Source organism: Mesorhizobium sp. M4A.F.Ca.ET.022.05.2.1 (assembly GCF_003998845.1).
In the GTDB taxonomy this organism is placed as follows: Bacteria; Pseudomonadota; Alphaproteobacteria; order Rhizobiales; family Rhizobiaceae; genus Mesorhizobium.
Genome location: NZ_RZOJ01000002.1, coordinates 18725 through 44579 on the forward strand (window position 1 = coordinate 18725; position 25855 = coordinate 44579).

The 25855-nt window shown below is 55.9% G+C and carries 22 protein-coding genes; 3 read left to right on the top strand and 19 right to left on the bottom strand.

Annotated features, from left to right (window positions below; genetic code table 11):
• Positions 1-8: 8 nt before the first annotated feature.
• The 4 genes from EN745_RS00515 to EN745_RS00530 form a co-directional block, all read right to left on the bottom strand.
• Positions 9-788: a polysaccharide biosynthesis/export family protein gene (locus EN745_RS00515; protein ID WP_127420283.1), complete on the bottom strand. Its 780-nt coding sequence runs from the start codon at positions 786-788 to the stop codon at positions 9-11.
• Positions 785-1594, bottom strand: a complete 810-nt coding sequence (locus tag EN745_RS00520) for a CpsB/CapC family capsule biosynthesis tyrosine phosphatase (protein WP_127420284.1) — start codon at positions 1592-1594, stop codon at positions 785-787. Before EN745_RS00520 ends, EN745_RS00515 begins: the two co-directional genes overlap by 4 nt.
• Before the next feature lie 259 nt (positions 1595-1853).
• Positions 1854-2363, bottom strand: a complete 510-nt coding sequence (locus EN745_RS00525; RefSeq protein WP_127420285.1) for a hypothetical protein — start codon at positions 2361-2363, stop codon at positions 1854-1856.
• A 634-nt stretch (positions 2364-2997) separates the two neighbouring features.
• Entirely contained in the window at positions 2998-4380 is a 1383-nt protein-coding gene (locus EN745_RS00530) for an O-antigen ligase family protein (protein ID WP_189362913.1), read from the bottom strand.
• 86 nt (positions 4381-4466) lie between these two features.
• Between EN745_RS00530 and EN745_RS00535 the strand changes: the two genes are divergently transcribed.
• The gene (locus EN745_RS00535; RefSeq protein WP_127420287.1) at positions 4467-5378 is read left to right on the top strand and encodes a glycosyl hydrolase family 28-related protein; all 912 of its coding nucleotides are present in this window, start codon (positions 4467-4469) and stop codon (positions 5376-5378) included.
• An 816-nt stretch (positions 5379-6194) separates the two neighbouring features.
• Here the strand turns inward: EN745_RS00535 and EN745_RS00540 are convergent.
• The 15 genes from EN745_RS00540 to EN745_RS00610 all read right to left on the bottom strand — a co-directional run bounded on the left by EN745_RS00540 (position 6195) and on the right by EN745_RS00610 (position 22004).
• Positions 6195-6590 (bottom strand): hypothetical protein, encoded by a 396-nt coding sequence (locus tag EN745_RS00540; protein ID WP_127420288.1) that lies wholly within the window; start codon positions 6588-6590, stop codon positions 6195-6197.
• A gap of 121 nt (positions 6591-6711) precedes the next feature.
• Entirely contained in the window at positions 6712-7905 is a 1194-nt protein-coding gene (locus EN745_RS00545) for a glycosyltransferase family 4 protein (protein WP_127420289.1), read from the bottom strand.
• Positions 7906-7915: 10 nt separating this feature from the next.
• The gene (gene wecB, locus EN745_RS00550) at positions 7916-9028 is read right to left on the bottom strand and encodes a UDP-N-acetylglucosamine 2-epimerase (non-hydrolyzing) (RefSeq protein WP_281034756.1); all 1113 of its coding nucleotides are present in this window, start codon (positions 9026-9028) and stop codon (positions 7916-7918) included.
• Between the two features lie 110 nt (positions 9029-9138).
• Positions 9139-10059 (bottom strand): SDR family oxidoreductase, encoded by a 921-nt coding sequence (locus EN745_RS00555; protein ID WP_127420290.1) that lies wholly within the window; start codon positions 10057-10059, stop codon positions 9139-9141.
• A 68-nt stretch (positions 10060-10127) separates the two neighbouring features.
• Complete coding sequence (locus EN745_RS00560) at positions 10128-11156, bottom strand: polysaccharide biosynthesis protein (protein ID WP_126089433.1); 1029 nt, start codon at positions 11154-11156, stop codon at positions 10128-10130.
• Positions 11157-11174: 18 nt separating this feature from the next.
• The gene (locus EN745_RS00565) at positions 11175-12341 is read right to left on the bottom strand and encodes a glycosyltransferase (RefSeq protein ID WP_127420291.1); all 1167 of its coding nucleotides are present in this window, start codon (positions 12339-12341) and stop codon (positions 11175-11177) included.
• Between the two features lie 70 nt (positions 12342-12411).
• Positions 12412-13875, bottom strand: a complete 1464-nt coding sequence (locus EN745_RS00570) for a hypothetical protein (RefSeq protein ID WP_127420292.1) — start codon at positions 13873-13875, stop codon at positions 12412-12414.
• Entirely contained in the window at positions 13872-14933 is a 1062-nt protein-coding gene (gene pseI, locus EN745_RS00575; protein ID WP_126089436.1) for a pseudaminic acid synthase, read from the bottom strand. The genes EN745_RS00570 and pseI overlap by 4 nt, the downstream gene beginning before the upstream one ends.
• Entirely contained in the window at positions 14930-15457 is a 528-nt protein-coding gene (gene pseH, locus EN745_RS00580) for a UDP-4-amino-4,6-dideoxy-N-acetyl-beta-L-altrosamine N-acetyltransferase (RefSeq protein WP_210213718.1), read from the bottom strand. Before pseH ends, pseI begins: the two co-directional genes overlap by 4 nt.
• Positions 15450-16538: a UDP-2,4-diacetamido-2,4,6-trideoxy-beta-L-altropyranose hydrolase gene (gene pseG, locus EN745_RS00585; RefSeq protein WP_127420293.1), complete on the bottom strand. Its 1089-nt coding sequence runs from the start codon at positions 16536-16538 to the stop codon at positions 15450-15452. The genes pseH and pseG overlap by 8 nt, the downstream gene beginning before the upstream one ends.
• A gap of 29 nt (positions 16539-16567) precedes the next feature.
• Positions 16568-17269, bottom strand: a complete 702-nt coding sequence (gene pseF, locus EN745_RS00590; RefSeq protein WP_127420294.1) for a pseudaminic acid cytidylyltransferase — start codon at positions 17267-17269, stop codon at positions 16568-16570.
• Positions 17266-18426, bottom strand: a complete 1161-nt coding sequence (pseC, locus tag EN745_RS00595) for a UDP-4-amino-4,6-dideoxy-N-acetyl-beta-L-altrosamine transaminase (protein ID WP_127420295.1) — start codon at positions 18424-18426, stop codon at positions 17266-17268. Before pseC ends, pseF begins: the two co-directional genes overlap by 4 nt.
• A 39-nt stretch (positions 18427-18465) precedes the next feature.
• Positions 18466-19785 (bottom strand): hypothetical protein, encoded by a 1320-nt coding sequence (locus EN745_RS00600; RefSeq protein ID WP_126089440.1) that lies wholly within the window; start codon positions 19783-19785, stop codon positions 18466-18468.
• Entirely contained in the window at positions 19786-21069 is a 1284-nt protein-coding gene (locus tag EN745_RS00605) for a sugar transferase (RefSeq protein ID WP_245487574.1), read from the bottom strand.
• Positions 21070-21440: 371 nt separating this feature from the next.
• The gene (locus tag EN745_RS00610; protein WP_127420296.1) at positions 21441-22004 is read right to left on the bottom strand and encodes a transcription termination/antitermination NusG family protein; all 564 of its coding nucleotides are present in this window, start codon (positions 22002-22004) and stop codon (positions 21441-21443) included.
• An 872-nt stretch (positions 22005-22876) separates the two neighbouring features.
• On the opposite strand from EN745_RS00610, the gene glmS reads away from it, so the two are divergent.
• On the top strand, positions 22877-24700 hold the full coding sequence (gene glmS / locus EN745_RS00615; protein ID WP_127420297.1) for a glutamine--fructose-6-phosphate transaminase (isomerizing): 1824 nt from the start codon (positions 22877-22879) through the stop codon (positions 24698-24700).
• A 538-nt stretch (positions 24701-25238) separates the two neighbouring features.
• Positions 25239-25478, top strand: coding sequence for a hypothetical protein (locus tag EN745_RS00620; protein WP_127420298.1), 240 nt, complete (start codon positions 25239-25241; stop codon positions 25476-25478).
• Positions 25479-25855 lie beyond the last annotated feature (377 nt).

The following is a 25855-nucleotide window of genomic DNA, read 5'->3' on the forward strand; positions in this document are numbered from 1 at the left end:
GGCCCGCACTACGGCGCAAGCACGCCAATTCTCACTGCAGTTGACGCAACTCCGAGGGCGTCCTTCAGATTGTTCAAAGCGATTTTCGATTTTGATGGAAACACGACCACCTTATCGCCACCGTAGATGCGCGGATTGCGGCTTCTGCCAGCGCGTATGCTCTCGACGTTGTAGTTCGCGACCAGCGTGGTTTGACCGATATTGCGGTAAACAAAGACTTTTCCCGCATCGCCAATAGTATTGAACCCACCTGCAAGTGCGACCGCGTCGATCAATGAAGCGTTGCTCGATACGGGATAGATCCCAGCCTTGTTGACTTCGCCATCAACGGTTATGCGTTGTCCAATCGATTCCTTGATGAAGATTGTGACGTCCGGAGATTGGAGATAGTTCGCGCTGTAGGCGGCTTCGATTTCCTTCTCCAACTGACGGACGGTTTTTCCTGCTGCCGTGACGGTTCCAATGAGGGGAAGCGAAATTTGCCCGCTGGCGTCGACCTGAACCGTCCTATTGAGATTGTCGACTTGGAACACGTCGACCTCGAGCACGTCATTCGGTGACAACGGCTGCTCACTGCCGTTCTGGCTATTTTGAGGAGCGGGAAGATCCTTCACGATCTGCAGAGCGCCACCGCCCGATAAGGGAACCGACGATGATGATGATGTGAGCTGCAGCGCATCGATCGACGCCGGCGCCGTCGGCGAGGTGCTCGTGCAGGCCGAGACGCCGAGGGAACCGAGCATCACGACCATCGTGATCGCGGCGCAGTTCATCAAATCGCGCTTCATGAGGATACGGCCTTTAGCAAACGGCCGAGCCCGCCGAAGCGGCCGACCTTGTCGGGGCTTGGCTTGTTTGCAAACGTTTTTCCAACGGGCTCTAGTGACCGGTTCGCCAAAATGTCGCTCGGCCGCCTCAGTACCATATTGTAGGCCTCGTCTTCCCCACACCGCTTCGCGACAGCGTCATACGCTTGGGAAAGGCCAGGCCGCCGGCGACTAGCACCATGAGTGTCGGATGCGATGATATCCACCCGGCCTTCGTCTATCAGCTTTTCCGAGTAGTAGAGCGCGGCACGCCCGAAGGCGCCAACAATCGAGTCTGCAGTAAGCTGTATGAGGCAGCCGAGCCTATTCAGCCTTTCGACAACGTCGTAGTTCGCTTTGACCCAGGTCAAACGCTCCGGATGGGTGAGGATCGGCACGAACCCGGCCTTTATGAGGCGCAAGGCAAGTTCCTCCAACCGCGGCGGCAACACATGGTGAGGCGGCTCGAACAGAAAATAGCGTGAGCTGTTTAAGGTCGGCACCTTGCCGTTCGTCAGTTGATCTGGAAGATCGGGGGCTATATGGATGTCGGCACCAACATAGAGGGCAAGCGGGATCTCGGCGCGCCGCAACGCTTGCTCCAACGAACGGACCGCTTCGACGATATTCACCGTCCCATTTTCATACATACCGGGTACGATGTGGGGCGTGCACGCCATATGGGTCGTCCCGTCGGCTACCGCCAACCTCGCCATTTCCAGCGATTCAGCAATATTAGGCGAACCGTCGTCGAGACCAGGCAAGATATGGGAATGCAGGTCGATCATAAGCGTTTCTGGCCACGTGAGGGCAAAACAGCGACTTCGCCGAAGAGGAAGACAAACGTGTCACCCGCTTCATTGCGATTGACAACCGTGGCGGGCCGGCCGCCTCATCCAGCTACGTGCCGACAGAATCGTCATCTTCGTGAAGGCTGAGGATGAGCGCTGCCATCGGCACAAAAGCCCAGGCAGCAACAAGCCGATAGCGCAGGCCCATCTTCGCCCAATCTAATCGCCTACCACCTGGAACCCGATACGAACATGCCTAGTGGCTGACGCCGTTATTATTATCCTGCGTTGCCGCAAGAACTCCGGCAGTCAGAAGCGCGCCTGCGAAAAACTGCGCAGGCAACCCAAATGCAGGCTTGCGGGACGGGTCAATGGCACCCGTCTGCTCGGGGCTTACCGAGGAAGCAGCGTGCTCGGGATTCACGACCTTGAGACAGATGCTGTTTTCGACGCGCGAAATGTCGAGGCTCGAATTCGCCGGCACGCTGAGCCTGCAATCGCCAACCTGAACGGACGCGGAGCCCTTGGCGCCAACCACCAACCGACTGCCGAAATCCAACGCGCTTCCCGCCTTGGCTGGCCCATAGCCAGCCGTCTGCGAAACCATGACGTTGCCACTTACACTTCGGATCGATCCAATTGGATTGGCTGGTCCATGATAAGCCGTCGCACAACTGCACGACGTATCCTGGGCGAAAACTGGGGCTGAGCCAAACCCGACCAATGTGACCAAACCGGCCAACGCACTTTTCAAAATAATGTTCATCTGCTTCGATCCTTTGTTTGCGCCGTTCAGACGCGCCCAAGTCAATGCTTGCGATAAGCGACTAACAGTTTTTTAGCCCGATTCCAACCTATTTCGCACGTGCGAGATAAGCTTCTGAGTTAATACGTGTCTGTTTGAGCACAGTATATTAGCTACATCGAATGAGCCAACTTGGCATTTAAATATATAAATAGACGGTGAAACAACGATATAGAAGACGGCGTTACTGTCCTGCTGAGGTCTGTTTGAGGCACAAGAAAATATCTATGTTGTAGTCCGTTGCACATGTGCGGAACGCGCCAAATTATTACAAAATAGTTGCATATCAGACTACTGTTGTTCAATCCAAATTATATCCTGGTTTCGCGAGTGACCGCTAGTCTTTGCTCTAACTCTTCACGAAATCCTCCTACGTTAGGATAAGTCGGCTAGTTCGTTTCGTTTGCGATGTACACAGTGCCTCTTTAGACCGAGATCAACGTGTGCCGCGACTTGATCAATTGCACTTTTCCCATGACTCGCGCCTACAACCGATCGAAAATATACAAACTACCTTTCAAAATCCGAAAGGAGAAATCAGAACGCACCTTCGCGAGCCAGATCAGAAGACAATCCCCGACGCCTCTCTGATACCTCATCGAGAACCTGAACCATTCAGTGCAGCGCTTCTGCAACTGAGGTGCGGCTGCACTTCCACTCGAAGCGGAGCACAGCTTCCGCATGCAATCCATATCCAGACTATCATTCCAACGCCGCCCGGAGAGAACAAGGTCGCTTCTCCTGCATTGGTAGCCAGCGCAGCGAAGGTGATCGCAACAGCCTGCTCTGACCTCCAAATAAGAGGTCGATAAACGACGACGACCACAAGGAGGGCGAACCCGAGAAAGCCCACAACGCCGAGTTCTTCCAATACAGACAGCACGATCACGCCCTTCTCGACGGGATTTGCAATAGGGATGCCCATGAACCGCGTTACGTCCAAGTCCCATGGCGAAGACGGAAGGCCAAATCCGATGCCAAAAATGGGATGGGCGTAGAAATTCGGCATCGATTTGTCGATCACGAGTCCACGCGATTCCATAAGTGCGCCTGAAAAGGTATCGGCATTGTTGAGCTTGAAGGCGAGGCTCTGGATCGCCGGCATGACAGCATCGTAGGCATAGCCCATTACGAAAGCGCCGCCACCGATCAAAAAGAAGGCAGCTATGATCGATCTGAATGCGTGACCTTCACTCGATATGCGCCCAACTATAGCCGCGAAGGGCAGTGCTATCAGAACCGCTAACATGCCGGTGCGTGCTTCCGTGGCAACCAGAGAAACGAGGCATAGGGTAGTGACGACACACCAAAACAGACCGCGAGACCGGCTCGTGTACACCCGAACGATCATCCATGCCGTGAATGGCCCCAGAAAAACGCCGTACGCTTGTGGCTGGTTTAATAGCCCCTGGAAGCCATGATTGTTTGCAAAGAATCCCACAGCGGTGAATAGCAAAGGAAAACTAGCAAGCACGAAGACTGAGCCAAAGGTAAGCATCCATCGGATTAGCCGCTCTTGGTCCTCTTCTTTGGCGAGCTGCACGTTCAATACCGCTGCCGTGAGGCCGATGAGGAATATTATCAACTTAGATAGTGACACATCCTTGGCGTAGCTCGAGATTAGGGTTTCCATTGCGATTATCGCGACAAAGGCGACACCAGCCTTCAGAACAGGGGGCCAAAGCCAAGGTTGCGGCCGCTTTGAAAACAACGCGGTTCCAAATGCTGCAAAAAGCACAAGCCAACGCAGCAGCGCTACGGAATCCGGTGCGGGAAAGAGGGCTGGATTTGCCAAACTTACGACCGCGGAGAGGCAAAGCGCCTCTACCGCTCTCATTGGGCCACCCAGCGCCCAGGCTGCCATCAAAACGTAAGCGCCGATGCAGCCTGCATTTCCGATGGCAGGGAGAGCGATGATGACGAGTGCGCGCAGTGCGGCCATAGAATCGAACTGTCGAACGTCTTTCATACGGTTCATCACAAAATCTTGGGTTCCGTCTTCTGCTGGAGACAATTGTGGAGGGATTTGGTAGTTGCCTAGTGCCGACGGAGAGGGAGAGGCACATGGATCGACGGCAATTTCTAGGTGCCGCTCCTCTTTTTGCAGCGGCTCCGGCCGTAGCGAAGAGTCGGCACGATGTTCTCTCATTCAACGCAGCTGGCGATGGCGTAAAAGATGACACCGCGTCCATCCAGCGCACGGTTGACGAGGTGAAGCTGGTTGGCGGAGGCGTCGTCAGAATCCCCGAAGGCACCTATAAGATCAGTGCGCCGATCCGGGTTTATGGGAACTTTCAGTTCCGCAGCATCAAGATATTTGGGGAAAATGCAGAGATCGTCTCGACCCATGCAGGCCCGGCGTTCGAATTCGATCCTTCAAGTCCGACACCCGCACCACAGGTCAAGCAACGGAGCGAAATGGACGGTTTATCCTTCTCGGGGCCGGGCCGTGATATTGCTGGCTCCAGCGGTATTTCCATTATCAATGGAGCAACTGTACGAGTTCGCAATTGCAAGGTCAGGGGTTACGAGAAAGGCATATCCGGTGTCGGCGCCTTGATTCTGCGCTTCCTTGAAGTGGAGCTCTACGGCAATGCTTACGGCTATCACTTCACCAGCACCAAAACGTTCGGTGCCAATGACATCCATTTCACCTCATGTTTTATCTTTGAAAACACTAAAGCAGGGTTCGCGGAAAACTTCCCGAATAGCGTAATGACTTTCAACCAGTGCGAGATCGAAGGCAACAACTTCGATGGAAATGGCGATGATGGCGTCGTTACCATGGAGTTCTCCAATGCAGGCAAGGTAACCCTGGTCGGATGTCATGTAGAAGAAAATCACGGAAGGGCGAATATAGTTTTTGCTGGAGGCAACCGATCATCGTCCTTAAATATCATTGGCAGCGTAGGAGAATATCTACGGTGGTTGAGATGGCGACGAACTTTGGTCCATTCGGCCATTTGCACGTCATAGGATCTCGCATCACAAGCGGACGCGGAAATCAGATTGATCTTGGTCTTGGGATTTCAGCTTGCATAATTGGCGAGACCGAAGGGGGAATATCTGGCGATCTAAGCAAGCTGGTCGTGATTAAGGATGGCAAGGTCGCCACTGGCGGCATAGAGCCATAGATGGATGGTAAGTTCCCTGGCGCACCTCCAAAAGGAGATCAACAATCAACAAGCTCGATAAGTCGCCTCAATCTGACTAGGCTGGCCACATAGCAAGCCCCTTTGAGTGAGAACAGCCGCCAAGTCCCCCCCGTCTGGCGTAAGACACTGCACAACCATTGCATCGCCCAACCTGGCTCCGGTCTTCCCATCACAGGGAGTGCCTGAGCCGACCGGTTTGCAGTTCAAAACCATTCCCTGAAAATCACGCCGCGCCACTTCTGTTACCAATTCACGCAAAGCCTGCGGTTTTGTCGACGCCGCGCCGCACAGGACAATTTTGCGGCCCCCCACCCGCAGATCGTCTATCGAGGGAATGGTGAGCGGCCCGGTGAATGGCGAAAGCGTGGCGTGGGGCGGTGGGCGTGGGTTACCTCTCTGCGAGAGTATGACAGCCATGAAGCCGACGGCAAACACAAGCCCGATAACGGGAATAGCGACCAGTTTATTCATCGTGCCGGGCGGAGTCCTCGATTCAGATTGCTGACGGCCACTGCGGCGAACTATGGCGTTCAGGTCAAGACCTACCCCTGTGGCGACACCTCATCGAGGTGATCACGCCGGCAGGGTCGCGTGCGCTGTCGATCTGTGAAAGCACGAAAACAGCGACTGGAAGTGGCTAGGCGCCGTACCGACGCTCCAGAGCGGTGGCAATTCGCTCGCAAAGCAACTCTGAGGTCACAACTGTGAGATGGAGACGGAGGCGAACGCCGTATGGATCAACCAGAGTGGTGACAATACCCCGATCGGAGTACTCGGCGAGGTCGAGAACATCGGCGATGGTAAAATCCCCCATTTCGCGCAGGCTCTTGGGATGCTCGTGAGCCGGATTTTCCGCCCAGACCGGCGGCTTTCCGGGCAGGCCCAACCTTATCCGCTGGGATTCGGCGTAGCCCTCGGCAGCGTCCTGAGCGTTGAACGAACACCGGCTTACTCTGCCGTTCTCAACGACCCTGACCACCCACCGACCGTTGACGTGTTTCAATTGCACGTCGTTTGGTTCTCCGGCAACCATGTCCGCAATCCGTTTCATTTAATGACAAGAACAATAAATGGCGCGCCGCTGCATCGCGCCGTTGCCAATTCGATCTGGGACCGGGGCGAGCCTCATCCGGGCGAAGCCCTCAGCGCTATGATCAAGGCACGGAAAGTGCGTCAGCGATCTGCGCAGCCGCCTGCTCGGTGGAAAACCGTTGATCGAACAATCGCCTGCATCGTCCGGGCAACTCGGCATCCGCTTCTACCTGCACCAGCAACCTTTCAGCTTTCGCGACCAGTTCATCCAGCTGATCGCTCTGGCACTCTTCGCCAACCCGCTCGCTTCGGATCAACTCGGCCAAGTCGTTGCCTGGGTTCAAACGCACGAGTGCAGGGAGGCCACTTTGCATATAAGTCAGGAACTTGCCTGGTATGTTGTGAGACCTATGGCGGAGATCCAAAGAGACGATTCCTATCCGGCACTGTGCGTAAAGGTCCGGGATTTCGTCGGGATCAATCTCGTCGAAAAAGACCACGTTGGTGAGGCCGAGAGCTTGCGCTTTTTCTCTAAGTCTTCGGGCCTCGCTGCCTCGACCGACCAGCAGGAAACCCACGTCGGTCCGGGAGGCCATTCTCTGCGCCAAGTCCAATACAATGCCGACGCTTTGAGCCACCCCCATGTTGCCTGCGTACACGAACAGCTTGCGCCCGGCCAAGGGCGTCTCGCTGACACGGATCGAACAACGCACGTTTGAAGGCTTGTCCAGCCAGTTCTGCAACACCTCAAGGACACGCCCCGACCTCCGCCGCCACCGATTGAAGTAAGCCAGGTTGCCCGGCGTCTGGACGCCGATCACATCAGCAATCGAATATTGGTAACGCGCGATGGCATCAAAGAAACGGTACGGCAAACCGCGGCCCATCAGACCCATATCAACGGCCCATTCGGGAAAGATATCACGAATGATAAGATACCCTTTGCAGCCGCTTTCGCGCTTTAGCGCGTTGACCATGGGGCCATGGAAGATTGAGGGAGCATACCAAACGATCCCGTCCCATCGCTGCCCTGCCAGCGGGCTTTTGCGCAGATTGCGCAACATGGCAAAAGGCATAACGAACTCGTTCCAGGTCCGCCTCACATAACCAATTTCCTTGGTAGGCGGCGCTCGCAGGCGCAGCACCGTCACTCCGTCAGAGTCTTCGATCGCCCAGGGGCGGTCCAATTCGGCCGCTGGCAGCATCACCGTCAACTGATGCCCTTGTCGCGCGAATTCCCGCGAGAGGTCTCTCAGTTGCACTGCCCCCGATGTGCGCAGCGGCGGAAAAGTGTCCGCTATCAAAGCGATCCGCATCTGCCCCGGCTCAGTGCTTCTTCCATACAACGCGGTTCACATAATCGGTATAGCTATGGATTATGCGAACTACCTTTTCGCTGACATTGGGTACGTCGTAGTCGGCAACCAAACGAAGCCCGCGCTCTGCCCCTCGGGGCTGGCTTTCCAGGATCGCAAGGCCCTGGCAGACCCGGTCCACGTCCAAGCCCACCATCATTACCGCCCCCTCCTCCATTCCTTCGGGACGCTCATGGGTTTCGCGCAAGGTAAGCGCCGGAAAGTTCAAGATGGAGGACTCCTCCGTGATTGTACCGCTGTCGGACAGAACCGCTTTCGCATTCATCTGCAGGTGCACATAGTCCAAGAAGCCGAAAGGCTTCATGAACTGGATCCTGGGGTTCATTTCGATGTTCAGGGATTCCAGCCGCGACCGGGTGCGGGGGTGGGTCGAAACAATTACCGGAATGTCATGATCCTGCGCTAAACGATTGGCTATCCCAGCTATTCGGGTCATTATGTCCGGATCGTCGACGTTTTCTTCGCGATGAGCACTCATCACGAAGTACTTCCCTTGCTCGAGAGAAAGTCGACCCAAAACATCCGACTTGTTGATTTCATTCATATAGTAGGTGAGCACCTCACGCATCGGGCTGCCCGTTACGATGATCTGTTCGGGCGCAATCCCTTCTCGCAGCAGATAGCTTCGCGCAATCTGGCTGTAAGGCAGATGAATGTCGGCGACATGATCAACTATGCGGCGGTTGATCTCCTCCGGAACCCGCGTATCGAAACAACGATTGCCGGCCTCCATGTGGAAAATAGGTATCTTCAACCGTTTCGCGGCTATTGCCGCGAGGCAGCTGTTGGTATCCCCAAGTAGCAAAACCGCCTCAGGGCGTCGTTCGCGAAGCACCTGATCCGTTGCCGCGATCACACGTCCAATCGTTTTGGCGGCCGTGCTTTCTGACGCTTCAAGAAACACATCCGGCGGACGAATCTTAAGCTGCTCGAAAAAGATTTGGTTCAATTCATAGTCATAGTTCTGGCCCGTATGCACGAGGCATTGGTCACACGATCGATCCAATCGGTCGATTACCCGCGACAATCGGATGATCTCCGGGCGCGTACCGACGATCGTCATAACCCTCAGACTATTCACCATCCGCTCCACATTCTTGCCCCGCAAGGCGGAACCGCGCGCTAATCGGGCTGCAAGGCACTCAGTTATTTCCAGACGAAAAGCGGCATCTGCTAACTACGAGCTAGCGCCCCCTTCAGAGCACTAAGCTTGTTATATTCCAGATAGCTATCATACATTTTCAAGATAAGTATCGACCACGCATCCGGTATAAATCCCGTTGCTCCCCTGAATAAGTCCGAATTCAAGGATCGATCGACAGTGACCGTCGTGTCGGGGATGATATCTATCTTTTTTCCGTAGATCCTCGAGATCAAGGAGAGAAGATCGAATTTGGAAATGGGATCAGCTGAGACATGAAACAGACCCATCAACTCGGCATTTGGCACGACAAGCTCTTTAATCACCCGCGCCAATTCGACCGCTGGCAAACCTGAAAAAATAGCGTTCTTGTAGCCTTTCACCTGGTCAGTCTGGCTCAAAAACCAGTCAACCAGACTTTTCGAACTCTCCAATTCGTGACCGATGATTGACGTGCGGAGTGTCACTGCATTCGGGTAATCCACCTCCCCTAGAAACTTCGTCCTTCCGTACAGATCGTTTGCATCGGCAAAATCGGTTTCCAGGTAATTGCCCTTCGCGCCCGAAAACACACAGTCCGTGCTCACATGCACTAAGCGTGCTCCGGTCATGCGGCAAAGTTGCGCTAGGCGGTGAGGGAGAGAAGCGTTGATTGACAGTGCCGTGAGATGGTTTCGGGAGGCGTCAAGCTGTTTAATGACGCCCACACAGTTTACTACGACATCCGGTTTGGTGTCGGCAAACAGGGCCACCAGATCTCCGTCGTTCCGAACGTCGAGATTGGGTATTAGGATCCAATGCCCATCGGGCAGGAAATAGCGTGCTTTGGCCGATGATCGGAGCGTACCAATCGTTACAAATCGATTGTCGGCGGCGAAAATGCGGAAGACCGCATTTCCCAACATGCCGCCAGCGCCCAGGACGAGGATTCTGTTTGTCTTCACGTTGCGCATCGTCTTTCTGGTGAGCGCTGAGCAATAGCGCTAAATGGACCGCGGAGTCTTATATGGTCGCCTTCGGCTCACTCTTCTGGCTCAACATGCTCCCCGCGGACAATAGCTTGCACAAACCGAAGCTTCATCAACAACGTCTGCATCTCTTTGACACCCAACCTCGCGGTGTTATGTGAATTGTAGTCAGTCGATTCCGAAATCTCGATCTCGCCTTGCTCGAAGAATTTCCCATAGTTCAGATCGCGCAAATCTGGCGGAACGCGGTAGTAGTTACCGAGGTCCTGGGCCGCCACTTTTTCCTCTCGGCTGAGCAGGACTTCGAATAGTTTCTCGCCGTGTCTCGTACCTATTATTCTAATTGGATGGTCGGGAGCGCCCAGGAGCTCCGTAAGCGCTCTAGCTAGGGTCTCAATCGTGGCCGCCGGCGCCTTCTGCACGAAGATCTCACCGGGATTGCCATGCTGGAAAGCGTAGAGCACCAGGTCGACCGCGTCGTCCAGTGTCATCATGAAACGCGTCATGGCAGCATCGGTGATGGTGATCGGCTGGCCCGCGCGAATTTGGTTGGTGAACAACGGGATCACCGAGCCGCGCGAGGCCATCACATTGCCGTATCGGGTAGCGCATATGGCGGTATTGTTGCTCAATCGCGACTTGGCGACGATGACCTTCTCCATCATCGCCTTGCTGATGCCCATTGCATTGATCGGATATACGGCCTTGTCTGTGCTCAGGCAGATCACACGCTCCACACCGGAGTTTATGGCCGCTTCCAAGGTGTTCTCAGTTCCCAGGACATTGGTTTTGACGGCTTCAAGCGGGTAGAATTCGCAGGAAGGCACCTGCTTGAGTGCGGCAGCGTGATAAATGAAATTGGAGCCCCGCACGGCGTTGAGGACCGACTGGTAGTCGCGAACATCACCAATGTAGAACTTAAGTTTTTGGTTGTTGTATTTTTTCCGCATGTCGTCCTGCTTCTTCTCATCCCGGCTGAAGATGCGGATTTCAGCCAGGTCAGAATCCAGAAACCGCCGCAAAACAGCATTTCCGAAGGAGCCTGTACCGCCGGTTATGAGAAGGGTCTTGCCGGTGAACATCGAAAGTCCTTTTCTATTTCAGTTGGCTGCAACGGAACGGAACATTTTCAGGGTGTCCGATCGCGCCTCGTCGGTTGCGGCGTAGCGGTTGGCGAATTCAAGCGCGGCCATTTCGAGTGATCGCTGTTCTTCGGCATCCCTGTCCGCTGCGCGCGCCAGTTGCTGTCGCCATACGTCAACGGAAACGAGGGGGATTACTGTGATTGCGCCCGTTGAAACGGCACGCCAGGGCGTCCGATCGCTAACCAGCACGGGTGTACCGGCACGCAGAGCTTCAAAGATAACATGCCCGAAATTTTCCCCCAAAGTGGGGAATGCGAACAAATCATATGCAGCAAACGTCGCGGAAACCTCATGAGGCTCGAGCGCTCCACGGTATTCGACGGTGATGTGGGTTGGGAGGCGTTTGATGATGGTCTGGCAATTCCGCCAGTATGCAGCGTCCTCTACAGGGCCAAAAATGCTCAGCTTGATCTTGCGATCGACTCGGGAGAGAATCTCGAGGAGGCCTGTGAGATTCTTCATAGGTGAGATGCGCGATATGAAGGCAATGCTTAATTCGCCCGCCCTTTTTCGCTGACGTTTCAGGCGCATAAAGCTTTCACCTGCCGCGGACACCGGATCAGCGGCGAGATGGATTTTGCCTCTTGCATCGGGAAACTGCCGCTGAATATCTTCAGCTTCCAGTAGGGTCGAGGCGTGCCAGTGCACATCGCGATAAAGCCCAACTAGCTTGGCGCAGCTCAGATAAATTCTTTTTTTGAAACTCTTTATCGAGAGCGCGCCTGCAGAGAATTCGCCACGTGGCGCGATGCAGACACTCGCGCCATTTCTCCAGACCAATCGCTGCTTGAGATAAATCGAAATTGATGATCGATAGCCAAAAAAGCTGTTCAGGTACAAAACGTCGAAGCTGTGAAGCTTCGCAGCTTTGGCCACGTGTCCGGCATTGAATTTGCTCGGGTCAGCATAATATATCAAACCGCTCGGCGAGCGCACCCACCTGTTGACACGGACTCCCGGATACGGCTCATCGGAGCCCAAATCACGATCTCTTGTGAAAATCGAAAACTCAATGTTGCTGCGCAGGGCGTCACACATGTTGGCAAGCGTACGAATTGGTCCGCCCGCCTTGAAGCCTGGCAAATAAAAATCGGCAACACAAAGGACTCTGATCTTGCTCATGTCCGCAAAAGAGCCGTTGTCGGCAAACCGCCGCCTTCAGATGTAAGCTGTCGACTTTGAAAGTTGCGCTTTAAGCTGCGCTCTTTATCGCTGGCAGACCGCGCAATAGCTCGGCCTTTAGCAATTCTCGGTAGATATGCTCAGCAGCCCGAGCGGCTGGCACACGGTCCAGCATAAGATTGAGTGTTCCCGGCAACGTCGACAGCCAATAGGCACAGACGAAATCATGATTGTACTGATCGTCCCAACCTATCGGTGAGGCCAGGCCGCCCGAGATTATACGGCGGAGGTTGGCAGGGTTTACTATCGGGACGACGCCCTTGTGGAATTCATAAAACACACGGCCATATAGAAAAACGCGCTTTTTGAGCAGAAGCGCCTCGTAGCCAACAGTGCTGGTGAGGGTGATGACCCCGACAGACGATTTGATCAGCTCCTTTGTCGGCTCTTGCGGCCCTAACAACCTTACATTCGGTAGAGATCGAATACGCCTGTAGAAGTCGAGCGTGGGATATGCCCATGCACTAATATGATCCTTGATATACAAGCGGGTGCCCTCAGGCAGACTGAAGGCAATGTTACGGATCACCTCATACTCGTCGAGGTAGGGTCCCGCGAGGATCGAGGTAGAGGCTTCGGGATGGAAGTGCATCGGGTACAGAAGAAATCGTTCTCCCGCTACGGCCTTTTGATACATGCCGCGAACGGTGCCCGCTTTGAGACGTCGACGGACATTGCGCAGAAAGAGGCTTGTATGTGTGCGCAGGGGATTACCGATCTGGAACGAATTGGTCCGACTGTCGGACACGTGGCGTAGCAGCGCCTTGATCCTGGCAAGACGGTCGCGCCTAAAGTACCGCTTGATCAAGGCGATACGTTCCAGGCCATTGATTTTCATGTAATCGGGAACGATCGTCTCGATGTTGGCGATGTAGTCCCTCACCCAGCGGTGAACATCCGGTTCCACCGTCTTGTAGCCACCTCGGATCGCAGCAAAATTTCTCTCAACAGAGTCATCTGCCAAGGGATCCCCAGAAACTGAAAACCGGCCTGGCAGCCGAGATGCCCCTAGACCAATATAAACGGCTCGCCGTTCCTGGGCTACGAACAGCGCGAAATGTGCAAATGTGTTGGAAACATTTTCATATAGAACGAGTTCCGTCCCATGGTTTTCAAATATCCTCTCGAAAAACGTAAGCAACGCACTTTTTAGCCGATCAAAAAAGTCGAGGTCTGCACTACTGCCCCAGATGCCATAGGTCTGCGCGCGCTCGAAGTCTGACAGGAGGGCAGAGTTCAAATTATAGCCGGAATAGCGTTCTAGGATGTCGAAATCCACCTTATGGTTCGCAAAAAAGGATGAGAAGTCATATACTGCGGCGAAACCCGCCGAATCCAGGCCGTTCTCCTTGCGAGAAAATGCGCTGTCTACCGCGACCGCCACGGTGGCTCCGTCGTTGCGGAAACGCGCCGCGAGCGCATTAAAAAAATGAAAGTAGTTCGGCGCGCTGTTCGAGAGAAGCAGAATGTTCATTTTGCCTGCCAGCTACCAATCAGCTCAGCGCGCACTGCTGTCGGGGAATGAATGTCCTGAGTCACCTGCCGGCCCAATACAGCTTCGAGATTTTTAGGCGCAAGGCCAAAGCCCGGTCTCACACTGCGTATGCTGTCTCGAGTGATGACATCACCTGCCTTCAGGTCCCGTACAAAGTAGAGCGACCGGCGGAACTTCACGTTCCCCTGCTCGCTCGATTTGCGTCCATAATCGACCTTGCCGAGCGCCTTCCAAGCCGTTTTCGTTCCGGCACACAATGCCGCCAGTTCGGCAGGCTCGAGTGAGAAGCTGTCGTCCGGACCGCCGCCGCCGCGGTTAAGGGTGAAGTGCTTTTCAATGATCGAAGCCCCCAAAGCCACACTGGCAATGGCGGTGGTGTTGTCCAGCGTATGATCAGAAAGGCCTGTGACCAGTCCGTAGCGCTCAATCATGTCGGGTATGGTCTGCAGATTATAATCATCGGCCGGTGCAGGGTAGCCGCTGACGCAGTGCAGAATTGCTAATTCGCTGCAGCCGCCCTCACGCGCTGCCTCTATCGCTTCGTGGATTTCCTCTGCATCCGCCATCCCGGTCGAGATGATCATCGGCTTGCCGGTGCTGGCCGCGTATTTGATTAACGCCCAATCAACGGCTTCGAAGGAGGCGATCTTGTAAGCCGGCGCATTCAAGTCTTCCAGGAGATCAATCGCCGTGTTGTCGAAAGGCGAGCTGAAGATCGTAACGCCGAGCTCGCGGCCACGGTCGAAGAGGAGCTTGTGCCAGTCCCACGGCATATGCGCTTCTTCATAGAGATCATAGAGTGTGCGCCCGTCCCACAAGCCGCCGTCGATGCGGAACTCCTCCCCCGTGCAATCAAGCGTGATCGTATCGGGCTTATAGGTCTGCAGCTTGACGGCATCTGCCCCGGCCTTCTTGGCCTCCTCCACAAGGTGCAGGGCCGTTTCGACGCTGCCGTTATGATTGGCGGACAATTCGGCAATGACATAAGGGGGCTCACCCGGCCCGATCCGGCGCCCGGCGATCTGGATACAGCTCAACTGGGTTCTCCAACAGGTTTCATCGATTGATTCCAGTTGCTTCTGAGCAACCCGAAGCAGACGAGGGAGCGATAGGCCCCCTGGAGCCGTTGTTGCTCCCGCAATACGCCTTCCCGAACAAAACCTAAGCGTTCGTGCAGCGCGATAGAGGCCGTGTTGAAATCCACTGCCTGGCCGCAAACCTTATGCAGGTTCAATTCGCCAAAGGCATATTTCAACGCCGCGAAACCGAGCATTTTCCCGGTTCCTCTCGCTGCGTTCGGGTCAGCATAAAATCCCCAGTTCGACGCCCCGGCGTCAGCGACATTGTCGAATTGGACGAAGCCGATAGGTGCTTCTCTATCCACGACTATGAGCAACCGGCGTGTAGCCTCATTGGTCGACCGGGAAAACCAATTCCGGTGCTCCTCCAGGCCAATCTCGTGCTGGGTAAACATGAAACGACGCACGTCCCAATGATTTCGCCATGCGAGCACCATTGGCAGATCGTCAGCCATCATCGCCCGAACGATCGGGTCAGACATATTCTTCCACCATCCGGTCGGCGACCCGGCTAACGCCCTCTCCGTCTGTAATCGCAGCGGCTGCTTTGCTTAGGCCGAAGAGAAACTCACCGATCGTCCCTGACACGAAGCGCTCCTCCAGTACCGAAACGAGTTGCGAGGGATTCCTGACAGCGACCGCGGCGCCCGAGACCTGCAGGGCCGAGGCCACGGAATGTTGGTTGTCCGCGAGCGCAAAAACGAAGCTGGGCAAGCCCACGCAGCAGCGTTCCCAGGACGTGCTTCCTGCCGCCCCGACAGCAAGGTCGCTTTCGGACATCAACCGCGCCATGTCGCTCACGCCAACCAGAACCTGAGTCGAGTACCGCATTGCTTCCGCACGGATCCGCACCGCGTCCTTCCACGGCGCTTGCGGTCCCATGACGACTGTGATGCGCAAAGTCGAAGGTAAGGTACCCTCGTCGAGCGCATCCAGCACAAGGCCAGTGACATTTTGCTTGTCCACGCCACCCATAGTTAGGAGCAGGTGTTCGAGTTTAGGTTGAACCCTACGAGCAAGACTCGCTGCGCGCAGCTCGGCAAACTCAGGCCGCAGTAGCGCATATTCCGGTCCGAGCAATGTGACGGCATCGGCGCCCAGGAGGCTGTCGTAGTCCTCTTTCGTGCGGCCAAGGCTCTGGTCGAGCAACAGATCGCAATCGTGGGGGCGATCAGCCAAGTCATCGATCACCATCAGGTATTGACAGGCAGAACGCAGCGCTTCCTCCCAGCGGCGGTCCAGCCCGTAATGATCCACGACCAGACAGTCCGCAGACCCAATGGCTTGGTGCGTCTCTTGGGCATCTGTTGCCCAGTCCGTCCCCAGCCAGTAGGCATGGGGTGGCGCCTCATGCGTCAGCGTTATGTCCTCTGGAGGCCTTGGCAGCGCAACGGTCCTGTGGCCACGCTCTGCTATCAAATCCATAAGATGGCCAGTGTGTAGGCGGCAGATGAATAGGCATTCTGCCCCGCGCTCCCGCAGCGCGTCAGCCAGCGTGAGACAACGCATGACATGGCCGGTGCCAATCTCGATCGAGGCATCGGTTCGAAAGGCGATCTGCACGGGTTTTAATTACCGCAGAGCATCTTGGGTCATTCCGATCCTGGTTCCGGGCTCAGGATCCGAAACATGCATTCCGCCCGCTCCCAGTCCTCGGGTGTGTCGATGTCTTGCACACGATGACGTGGCAACAACACTGGGACGCTACCTTGCCCGAACACGGGCTTGTTTTTGAGCCAAGCCTCGGAGCGGCCCCAGTAGAATTGACCCGCATCGTGCCAGGCCTCCTCGAGGTCTTGCGAGCGGGTCCCAAGATGCTCCGGTTGGAACATTGCCACGCGTTGGCCTGCGGTGATGCGCAACGCCCTTTGGATCGGAAAGGCGTAACTCGTCACCGAGAAGGCGAAGTCGGCTTCCGTCGACCGAAGCATGTCCAAACCTTGTCGCAGATCGCTCGCCCGTACAAATGGCGCGGTGGCGTAGAGGCAACAGACCTCTTTGGCAGCAGCCCCCTCCGTCGCGAACCATCGGATGGCATGCGCCACGACGGGAACGGTTCCTGTGTGGTCGTCAGAAAGTTCGCCCGGACGCAGGAAAGGCGCTTCGGCGCCGTATTCTTTTGCCAGTTCGGCGATCTCAGCATCGTCCGTGCTGACGATGATACGGTCGAAACAGCCGCTTTGTATGGCCGCGCGGATCGACCATGCGATTATCGGCAGCCCACCAAAGGTGCGGATATTCTTGCGCGGGATGCGTTTCGATCCCCCTCGCGCCGGGATTACAGCGAGCCTCACAGCCCCATGGCCTCGCGTAGCACCTTAACCACGAAGTCCTGGTCCGCGTCGGTCAACGCCGGGTGCATGGGGATACTGATGGCCTCTCGATAGTAGCGCTCAGCCTCTGGGTAGTCGCCGTTCCGGAAGCCCATCATCTGGTAATAGGGTTGGGTGTGCACCGGGATGTAATGCAGATTGACCATGATGTCCTTGGCGCGCAGTGCCTCGAAAACCTCCAGATGCGACGCGCCTATCTTCTCCAGCTGCAGCCGGATCACATACAAATGATATGCGGAATAGCTGTCTGGGTGTTGCCATGGCAGCGTCAGCGGCAGATTGGCCAGGAGCGTGCTATAGCGGTCGGCGATCGCATGGCGCCTCTTCACGTACTGGGTCAGGCGGGCAACTTGACTCACGCCTAACGCAGCTTGCATGTCCGTCATGCGGTAGTTGTAGCCAAGAGCCACCTGTTGATAATACCAGGGGCCGTCCATTGGCTGCGTCATGAGCGAAGCCTCTCGCGTGATGCCGTGGCTTCGCAACAGGCCCAAACGTGTTGCGAGTTCATCGTCGTTGGTTAACGCCATCCCGCCTTCAGCGGTTGTGACGATTTTGACCGGATGAAAACTGAACACCGCGATGTCGCTGTATCGCCCGTTTCCAACCGGCTCCCCCTTGTAGCGAGCGCCGATAGCGTGCGAGGCATCTTCGATGATCTTGAAGCCGTATCTTTTACCTAGGTCGTGAATGGCTTCCAGGTCGCATGGCTGGCCTGTGTGATGTACCGGCACCACAATCTTGGGCAGACGGCCAACCTTTTCGGCTTCGATAAGCTTTTCCTCGAGAGCCCAGGGGCAGAGGTTATAAGTGCGCGGGTCGACGTCCACGAAGCTCACTTGAGCCCCGCAATAAAGCGCGCAATTCGCCGAGGCCACGAAGGTGTTCGGCGTTGTCCAGAGAAGGTCACCCGGCCCGAGCCCCAGCGCCAGACAAGCGATGTGAAGTGCTGAGGTGGCGCTGTTGACGGCCACCGCATGACGGGCTCCCGTGTGCGCAAGCACACTTTGCTCAAATTTCGGAATATTGGGACCTTGGGTTAGATTGACTGATTTAAGAACATCCACAACGGCATCGATGTCAGCCTGCGTGATATCTTGTTGGCCATAGCGGATCATAGGTGACGACCGTATTTGAGCATTGCTAAACCGTTGATTTTAGCGCGATCTGTTTCTGTCGAGCTGGCCGTAGGCGATCGCTTTCCAGATGAGGATCAGCGTGAACGAGATCGTCATTCCAATGGGAACGGCCAGTTCGGCGTGGGTTTTGCCGAGCCACCAAGTGGATCCGATAAATACCGGCAATGCGGCGATGTGACTGTAGATGATGGGCCTGTCGCACCCGCGGGCATAGAGAGCATAGTGAGGCACCATACCCACAGCGTTGACGATCGCTGCAACTGCAACCCATGGATACAAATCAAGCGCGTCCAGATAGACTGTCTTGCCCACCCAACCGAGCAGGTAAGGCAACGCCACCCAACTGACACATCCAAAGGCAACAGAAACAGCTAACGTCTGGAAAAACATCTGCCGAACCGTCGTGCGGGCAAGCTCGTACTCGCGCTTGTGGCTATGGCTGATCAATGCTGGGTAGCTGAACGAAAACACCCCCGCATCTAGAAAGACCATCAGCGTTCCTGCGACGCCAAGGAACAACACATAAGCACCCACCGCTTCTATTCCGCCAAGATCCTCCATCCAATATCGATCGGCGGTCTGGATGCCACGCAAGGCGAGAGTTGAAACCAGGAACGCCGCGCTGACCGAGATCCCTTTTCGAACCCAGCGCCAATCGACTGGCCTTGACCAGCCGCCTATCGGAAGTTGCCTGACTCTCCAAACACCCAATGCTGCCGCAGCTAAGCCCGAGCACGCCCAAAGGGCCATGATCACGTCCAGATTCCGGCTTCCTGGAAATCCGATCATCACGACCACGGCCGCGATTGCCCAACTGCCCTGCCGCACGAACAGGGTTACGCTCGCGGCGACCTGATCCGACAACACGATGAGAAGACGCGAGACCTCCTGGTTGAAATGCTCCAGTGCCAGAATTGGAACGAACCACCATAGCAGCGAGGCTGACCAGCCCTCGCCCTTCAAGATCAAGACAACCGGAGGCAGGACAAACACGTAAAGAAGGCCGCACAAAGCCAATTGGCCTTTCAGCATAGCCCCTCGCTGATCGTCAGAGACTTGCAGGATCTCGCGCGAAGCGAAGATATAGAAGTCAAGGCCAACCAAATAGAGGCCGTAGATGACCGTGGCGGTGAAAAGGCCGTAATATCCGACCGATTTCGGATCCACGTACCTGGCCAGGAAAAATACGAACAGAAATCGTGTAAACAGAGTGCCGAACCGCAGACCGATATTCAGCAGGCGGACCGCCCCGGCAACAAAACGCTCATTACCCTGCGCAATGGATGCGGACGCAATCCTCAATGCCCAGCCTCGGCGTGAGCTTGTAATCTCGCTCATTTAACGAGCGCCAAAGCCAGTGAGGACAGTTCTCACTGTACGGAACACAATTAGCAGGTCCAACCACGGCGAAAAGTTCTTGATATAGTAAAAATCGTAGTGAAGTTTCTCTAATACCTCCCCAACTGCCGCAACATGCCCTTGGTTAACCTGCGCCCACCCGGTGATGCCCGGCCGTACGATGTGCCGATACCGATAGAACGGCAATTCGGCTTCGTACCAGCGGGAGAGAACGAGGGCCTCGGGTCGAGGTCCTATCCAGCTCATTTCTCCGCGCAGGATATTGATCATCTGAGGCAGTTCGTCGATCCTCGATTTCCTCAAAAACCTACCCAATCCTGTGATGCGCGCGTCACCGGCCTTTGTAATGGCCTGTTCCTTTTCGTCAGCAACGTGAGCACTTGTTCTCATCGTTCTGAATTTGTAGACCTGATACACCTTTCCTCGATAACCCATCCGTTGCTGTCTAAACAGGGCAGGCCCTGGTGAGTCCAATCTAATGAGGGCGGCCACCAAGAGGAGCGCTGGCGACAGCAGAATCAATACTGCCAGCGCCGCAATCCAATCGAGCGCTTGCTTGACTTTCAAATAGGCTTGATTGGGATTGATCGAGCCGAGGGTGTTCTCGGAAAGATGCTCGATCTCGACGCGGCCTGTGAGGGACTCGCTGATCTGTTTTGTATGATAGACGGGGGTACCAGAAAGCGCACGATCTGCGATATATCGTTCCCATTCGTTTGAAAGATCGGCCCGAAGGTCCGCGACCACACCGCTTGCATGTTCTACGATTTCGTTAGACGAACGAATCCAATGCCAACTCACGCCCGGTATGTTTTCGAGGCGATCGACATTGCCGCCAGGGATGACAGCCAACTGGTATGGATCCAGTCGTCGGGTCGCAACGCTTAACGCAAAGTACCAAAACGTCGACTGAACAAAGCTGGCGGCCACCTGAAACCGGCTGTAGTCGATGCGCAGAAAGAAAATGGTCAGGAACACGAGGCCGTAAGCTAACGCGAAGGTAGGCAAGATGTATCCTGCTGCAGCTACTCCCGGGAAGGTCCCAATCCTCCGGTAGAGCAAATATCCCGTTAGGTGTGCGATGACCACCGCAACAATCGTGATCTGCATGTTGGACGAGTAGATCACCCCAGGATCAACAGAACTGCGGATAAGCGCCGGAATCAGAACTGCAAATGCCAAACCTCCTGCAAGCTGAAATCGCATTTGCAAAAGGAGATGCCTCTGATTTGGCAAATTGATAACGCGAACATTCATGTTCATGTTTGCTATCCGGCTATTTTGGCGCGTCTGCTGTCACGCGGCAATAACGAGACCTTCGAGATCGCCAGGTTGTTGGACCCGAGCCGGTGACGAGCGCTGCTGGCCGACCTTTGGGTCGACAAGTCTTTGGACATCGTGTGGTTTGGACGGAATAGAACAGATTGTTGCGGTCGACGGCGCCAACGGTGCCGCATTTTGCCCGACAGTGCTATGAGCGGCACAAATGGTTTACTTAGGCGCGGAAATCTCCCCAGTGGCGCGCAAAGTCCCACAACAACTGTGCCAGGTCACGGCTACCGCACTCCCGGGTGCAGCCGGAATTTTTCATGCGTAACAAAGTGGGCGCTCAATCATGCAATAACGCGCTTAGATCACGCAATTGCGACAAGACTGTTGGACTCGAGTTGAATAGGAATTTCGCCGTTCATGATCGCTACTAACACTCTGGCCCGTCCTGTCGAATCAAGTCGGTCAAGGCGACCCATCAGCTCGGCGAAAGGGCCTGATAGAATTCGAACCGAGGATCCCAGCTTGAGACCGCCACTGAAATCAAGCAGACCGTCCTTGCCAGTCAACGCGATGAACCGCTCAACCAAACCGGAAGGAACTGGTGAGGGTCTATCCCCGCGCATGATCAACGAGCGAACACCGATAGTTCCGTTCACTGCGCGCCAGCGCTGCTGTGTAACGTCCAAAGCAACAAACATATACCCTGGGAAATACGCTGCTGTCCGTGTGTAAGTCCGCCGAGCATGACGGATGGTTTTCGCCGCGCGCGGCACGAACGACGTAAATCCCTGCCTTTGAAGATGTTGTTCTGCTATATTTTCTCTGCCAGCAAATACGCCGGCTGCATACCAACGCACACCAACGGGGGTGGCGATGGCGTCCTGCGACGCTCCGTCTCTTCTGACTTCGATTCCCGTGTTAGTCATAGCAGGACTTTCGGTTTACCTTACTCGCCGAGCAAGTGACTCACTTTGCGTTGATATAACTTTGGCGGAAATATTTTTCCAAGGTGCTCTGTGCGTCAGCACGGTGTACGATACTGATTGACGCCACGTTGTGAATCGCGTGTCACTAATATAACTCCTCGCGGCCCGCTTGGACTTCGACACATCACGTACGTTACTCACGGTTCGAGCCGTGCGTCTGCACATTGCTTCTTGATTTCATGGGTATGTAAGGTTGTGCTGCCTGGAGTTCCGTTGTGTTCAGGTTGCGGACCCATATGATGCTCGCCTGAGAAAAGCAAGCGGGGAGTTGGACTGTCGCAGTTGGTATAATCGATTAAATATCATGCTCATTGGGCCAGACAGAAGCCGGAATCGCGGCCAATTTCATGCGGTGCAGATGCTTTTGACGTTTCCACAAACCCTTGTCCCTGCATATTTAATTGCCGGCAGTTGTTTGCGTATTGCTGCAGTCCGTGGCCAAATGACGCGGTCTGGTTTTGCTGTTCTTTCGTTAGGCCAGACCGTCGGGGCGAGGCACCTTGATAAACAGCATAGAAGCGTGGCTGGTCGGCAACACGCGCGGTCCTGTCTTGGTGTAATTGGGAACGCGTGTCTCGGTGTCACGCAGTCGTCAACATGACGACTTACTTGTCTCACTCCTGTTGTAGGACGGCATTTGTCGGCAGCTACTGGCAGTCCTTATTACTGTTGCGTTTTACGCCGGTGCTGAACAGTCGGTTTTATCGCTTTGCTAATATGCTTGGCTGATGATGGACGTTATCCGTATATTGCTTTCGGTGTTGTTGTAACGTAGTTCATCGTTCTGTATTGATGCGGGGAGAACTGTCGACATGTGCGGTATCGTTGGAATTGTTGGGCAATCGCAGGTCGCGCCGCTCATTGTCGATGCCCTGAAGCGGCTGGAATATCGCGGCTACGACTCTGCCGGCGTCGCCACCATCGAGGAGGGCGAACTCGGACGTCGCCGCGCCGAAGGCAAGCTCGTCAATCTCGAACGCCGACTGCAGGAAGAGCCGCTCGAGGGCACGATCGGCATCGGCCACACGCGCTGGGCCACCCATGGCGTGCCGAACGAAACCAACGCGCATCCGCATTTTTCCGACGGCGTCGCCATCGTCCACAACGGCATCATCGAGAATTTTGCGGAGCTGCGCGACGAGCTCACCCGCGACGGCTACAGCTTCTCGTCGCAGACCGACACCGAGGTGGTCGCTCATCTGGTGGCGAGGGAACTCGCCACGGGGCTGGAGCCGGTCCAGGCCGCGCATCGCGCGCTCAAACGGCTGCATGGCGCCTTTGCGCTGGCGATCATGTTCAAGGGCGACGAGGACCTGATCGTCGGCGCGCGCAATGGCCCGCCCCTGGCCGTCGGCCATGGCGAGGGCGAGATGTTCCTGGGCTCCGACGCCATCGCGCTGGCGCCGTTCACCAACGCGGTCACTTATCTGGAAGACGGCGATTGGGCGGTGGTGCGCCGCAACAGCGTCGCCATCTACGACATCGACGGCAACAAGGTCGACCGCAAGCGCCAGCAGTCGCTGTCGACCAGCTTCATGGTCGACAAGGGCAATCGCCGGCACTTCATGGAAAAGGAAATCCATGAGCAGCCGGAGGTGATCTCGCACACGCTGGCGCACTACGTCGATTTCGTCTCCGGCGTGTCGAAGCCGCTGGAGCTGCCCTTCGATTTCGCCAAGATCGGCCGACTGGCGCTCTCGGCTTGCGGCACGGCCTATCTGGCCGGGCTGATCTCGAAATACTGGTTCGAGCGCTATGCGCGGCTGCCGGTCGATATCGATGTGGCCTCCGAATTCCGCTACCGCGAGATGCCGCTGTCGGCAAACGACGCGGCCTTCTTCATCTCGCAATCGGGCGAGACCGCCGACACGCTGGCCTCGCTGCGCTACTGCCGTCAGGCTGGCATGAAGATCGGCGCTGTCGTCAATGTGCGGGAATCGACCATGGCGCGCGAATCCGACGTCGTGCTGCCGACGCTCGCCGGGCCGGAAATAGGCGTCGCCTCGACCAAGGCTTTTACTTGCCAGCTGTCCGTCTTGGCGGCGCTTGCGGTGCGCGCGGGCGTGGCTCGCGGCGCGATCTCGCCCGATCAGGAAAAGCAGCTGGTGCGCGAGCTTTCGGAAGCGCCGCGCTTCGCCACCCAGGTACTGGAGCTCGCAGAGCAGATCGAAGGCATCTCGCGCGAGCTGTCGCGCCACAAGGACGTGCTCTATCTCGGCCGCGACACCAATTTCCCGCTGGCCATGGAAGGCGCACTGAAGCTCAAGGAGATCTCCTACATCCACGCCGAAGGCTATGCCGGCGGCGAGCTGAAACACGGGCCGATCGCGTTGATCCATGAGGACATGCCGGTGATCGTGATCGCGCCCTATGACCGCATCTTCGAGAAGACGGTGTCGAACATGCAGGAAGTGGCGGCGCGCGGCGGCAAGATCATCCTCATCACCGACGCCAAAGGCGCTACGCAGGCAGGCATCAAGACCATGGAGACGATCATCCTGCCCGAGGTGCCGGAGATCATTGCGCCCATCATCTACGCGCTGCCGATCCAGATGCTCGCCTATTTTACCGCTGCGGCCATGGGCACCGACGTCGACCAGCCGCGCAATCTGGCAAAATCGGTGACCGTGGAGTAGGGATCTGAGGGCAAGCACATGTATTTTCCACGATTTTTGGTATTCTCCGCATGCGCGCTGATGCTTCTTCTGGCTTTGGCCTTCATTGCGACCTGGTCGGTCTTTTATTCGGTAATTTTGGCCACCCTTGCGGCTCTCGCGTTGCAGGTCGGATACTTTGTGGCTGTTGTATACCTTGTCATTCGCGGCGATCCGGCTAAGCGGGAACAATCATCTGTAACTGACGAACGCGCGTTAACGTTTCGGCCCAGGCGGAATCGGAGCTCCGTTAAATGCGCAAGGATGTGAAGCCCCGCGGTCGTATATGATGACGTCAATGTTCGTCAGGTCGCGGATTGCCAATCGAAGCCAGGCCGGGATCCAGATCGGCGCGGTCGTCAATATGCGGGATTCGACCATGGCGCGGATCCGATGTCGTGCTGCCACTCTCGACCAAACCCTTTACGTGTCAGCTGCCGGTGGCGGCTTCGCTCGCGTGCGGGAAGGTGCCCACTTTTGCCAAAAAGAAAGCAACTTGGCGTTCTAAGATCTCTGCGCAATGAGCATTGACTTCCTCCATGAGGAAAAGAAAGCACCTAGGCTGCGCCATGCTGAAGGCGGATGGACAATGGCTTTGCGTATCAGAATGCCGGGCGGCACGCTCAAGGTGAAGACCTATCGCGAATTGCGCGACAGCGAACGGGACCGACGCGTGCCAGTATGGAAGTTGGGGGCGTTCTACGTGATCTGGTCGTCAGGCAAGCACGTGACCCGCAACAACAATCATTCAGAACCTTGATACGCACGGCCTGAGCTCGGCCGAAAGTTCCGAACATGCCTTGCGAATGGACCTGCCTGAGCATCAGCCACGTGGCATTGCCGGCGTTCAGTCGTGCCTCTCCACGGCGTGCGGAAGGTCATACGTCCCGAGCAGTTGCACCCCGTCGCTGCCGTGCCAGCTAAAAGCATCGCTAATTGGCATGGGGCAACGTCGCTTCACGTATCAGAGAGATATGCCGTCCCGCAGTCGACATGCGCAATCCGTGCAGCCCCATACGCGCTCGCAAGCTGATCCGACGCCGGCGCGATTATAGCACCCAGCAATTGCCCGAGCCATCTTCTTTCCGGTCATGGATGCTCCGCCAGAGATCGACCATCTGACCGGCTTCGCGAAGC

What these genes read in the sequence shown, in the direction of transcription:
- EN745_RS00535 (WP_127420287.1), top strand. Translation starts at nt 4,467, where the DNA reads ATGGATCGACGGCAATTTCTAGGTGCCGCTCCTCTTTTTGCAGCGGCT.
- EN745_RS00545 (WP_127420289.1), bottom strand. Translation starts at nt 7,905, where the DNA reads ATGCGGATCGCTTTGATAGCGGACACTTTTCCGCCGCTGCGCACATCG.
- EN745_RS00525 (WP_127420285.1), bottom strand. Translation starts at nt 2,363, where the DNA reads ATGAACATTATTTTGAAAAGTGCGTTGGCCGGTTTGGTCACATTGGTC.
- EN745_RS00540 (WP_127420288.1), bottom strand. Translation starts at nt 6,590, where the DNA reads ATGGTTGCCGGAGAACCAAACGACGTGCAATTGAAACACGTCAACGGT.
- EN745_RS00570 (WP_127420292.1), bottom strand. Translation starts at nt 13,875, where the DNA reads ATGAACATTCTGCTTCTCTCGAACAGCGCGCCGAACTACTTTCATTTT.
- EN745_RS00520 (WP_127420284.1), bottom strand. Translation starts at nt 1,594, where the DNA reads ATGATCGACCTGCATTCCCATATCTTGCCTGGTCTCGACGACGGTTCG.
- wecB (WP_281034756.1), bottom strand. Translation starts at nt 9,028, where the DNA reads ATGACGATCGTCGGTACGCGCCCGGAGATCATCCGATTGTCGCGGGTA.
- EN745_RS00555 (WP_127420290.1), bottom strand. Translation starts at nt 10,059, where the DNA reads ATGCGCAACGTGAAGACAAACAGAATCCTCGTCCTGGGCGCTGGCGGC.
- EN745_RS00605 (WP_245487574.1), bottom strand. Translation starts at nt 21,069, where the DNA reads ATGAACATGAATGTTCGCGTTATCAATTTGCCAAATCAGAGGCATCTC.
- EN745_RS00600 (WP_126089440.1), bottom strand. Translation starts at nt 19,785, where the DNA reads ATGAGCGAGATTACAAGCTCACGCCGAGGCTGGGCATTGAGGATTGCG.
- pseC (WP_127420295.1), bottom strand. Translation starts at nt 18,426, where the DNA reads ATGATCCGCTATGGCCAACAAGATATCACGCAGGCTGACATCGATGCC.
- EN745_RS00610 (WP_127420296.1), bottom strand. Translation starts at nt 22,004, where the DNA reads ATGACTAACACGGGAATCGAAGTCAGAAGAGACGGAGCGTCGCAGGAC.
- pseH (WP_210213718.1), bottom strand. Translation starts at nt 15,457, where the DNA reads ATGTCTGACCCGATCGTTCGGGCGATGATGGCTGACGATCTGCCAATG.
- glmS (WP_127420297.1), top strand. Translation starts at nt 22,877, where the DNA reads ATGTGCGGTATCGTTGGAATTGTTGGGCAATCGCAGGTCGCGCCGCTC.
- EN745_RS00515 (WP_127420283.1), bottom strand. Translation starts at nt 788, where the DNA reads ATGAAGCGCGATTTGATGAACTGCGCCGCGATCACGATGGTCGTGATG.
- EN745_RS00530 (WP_189362913.1), bottom strand. Translation starts at nt 4,380, where the DNA reads ATGAACCGTATGAAAGACGTTCGACAGTTCGATTCTATGGCCGCACTG.
- EN745_RS00565 (WP_127420291.1), bottom strand. Translation starts at nt 12,341, where the DNA reads ATGAGCAAGATCAGAGTCCTTTGTGTTGCCGATTTTTATTTGCCAGGC.
- EN745_RS00560 (WP_126089433.1), bottom strand. Translation starts at nt 11,156, where the DNA reads ATGTTCACCGGCAAGACCCTTCTCATAACCGGCGGTACAGGCTCCTTC.
- EN745_RS00620 (WP_127420298.1), top strand. Translation starts at nt 25,239, where the DNA reads ATGAGCATTGACTTCCTCCATGAGGAAAAGAAAGCACCTAGGCTGCGC.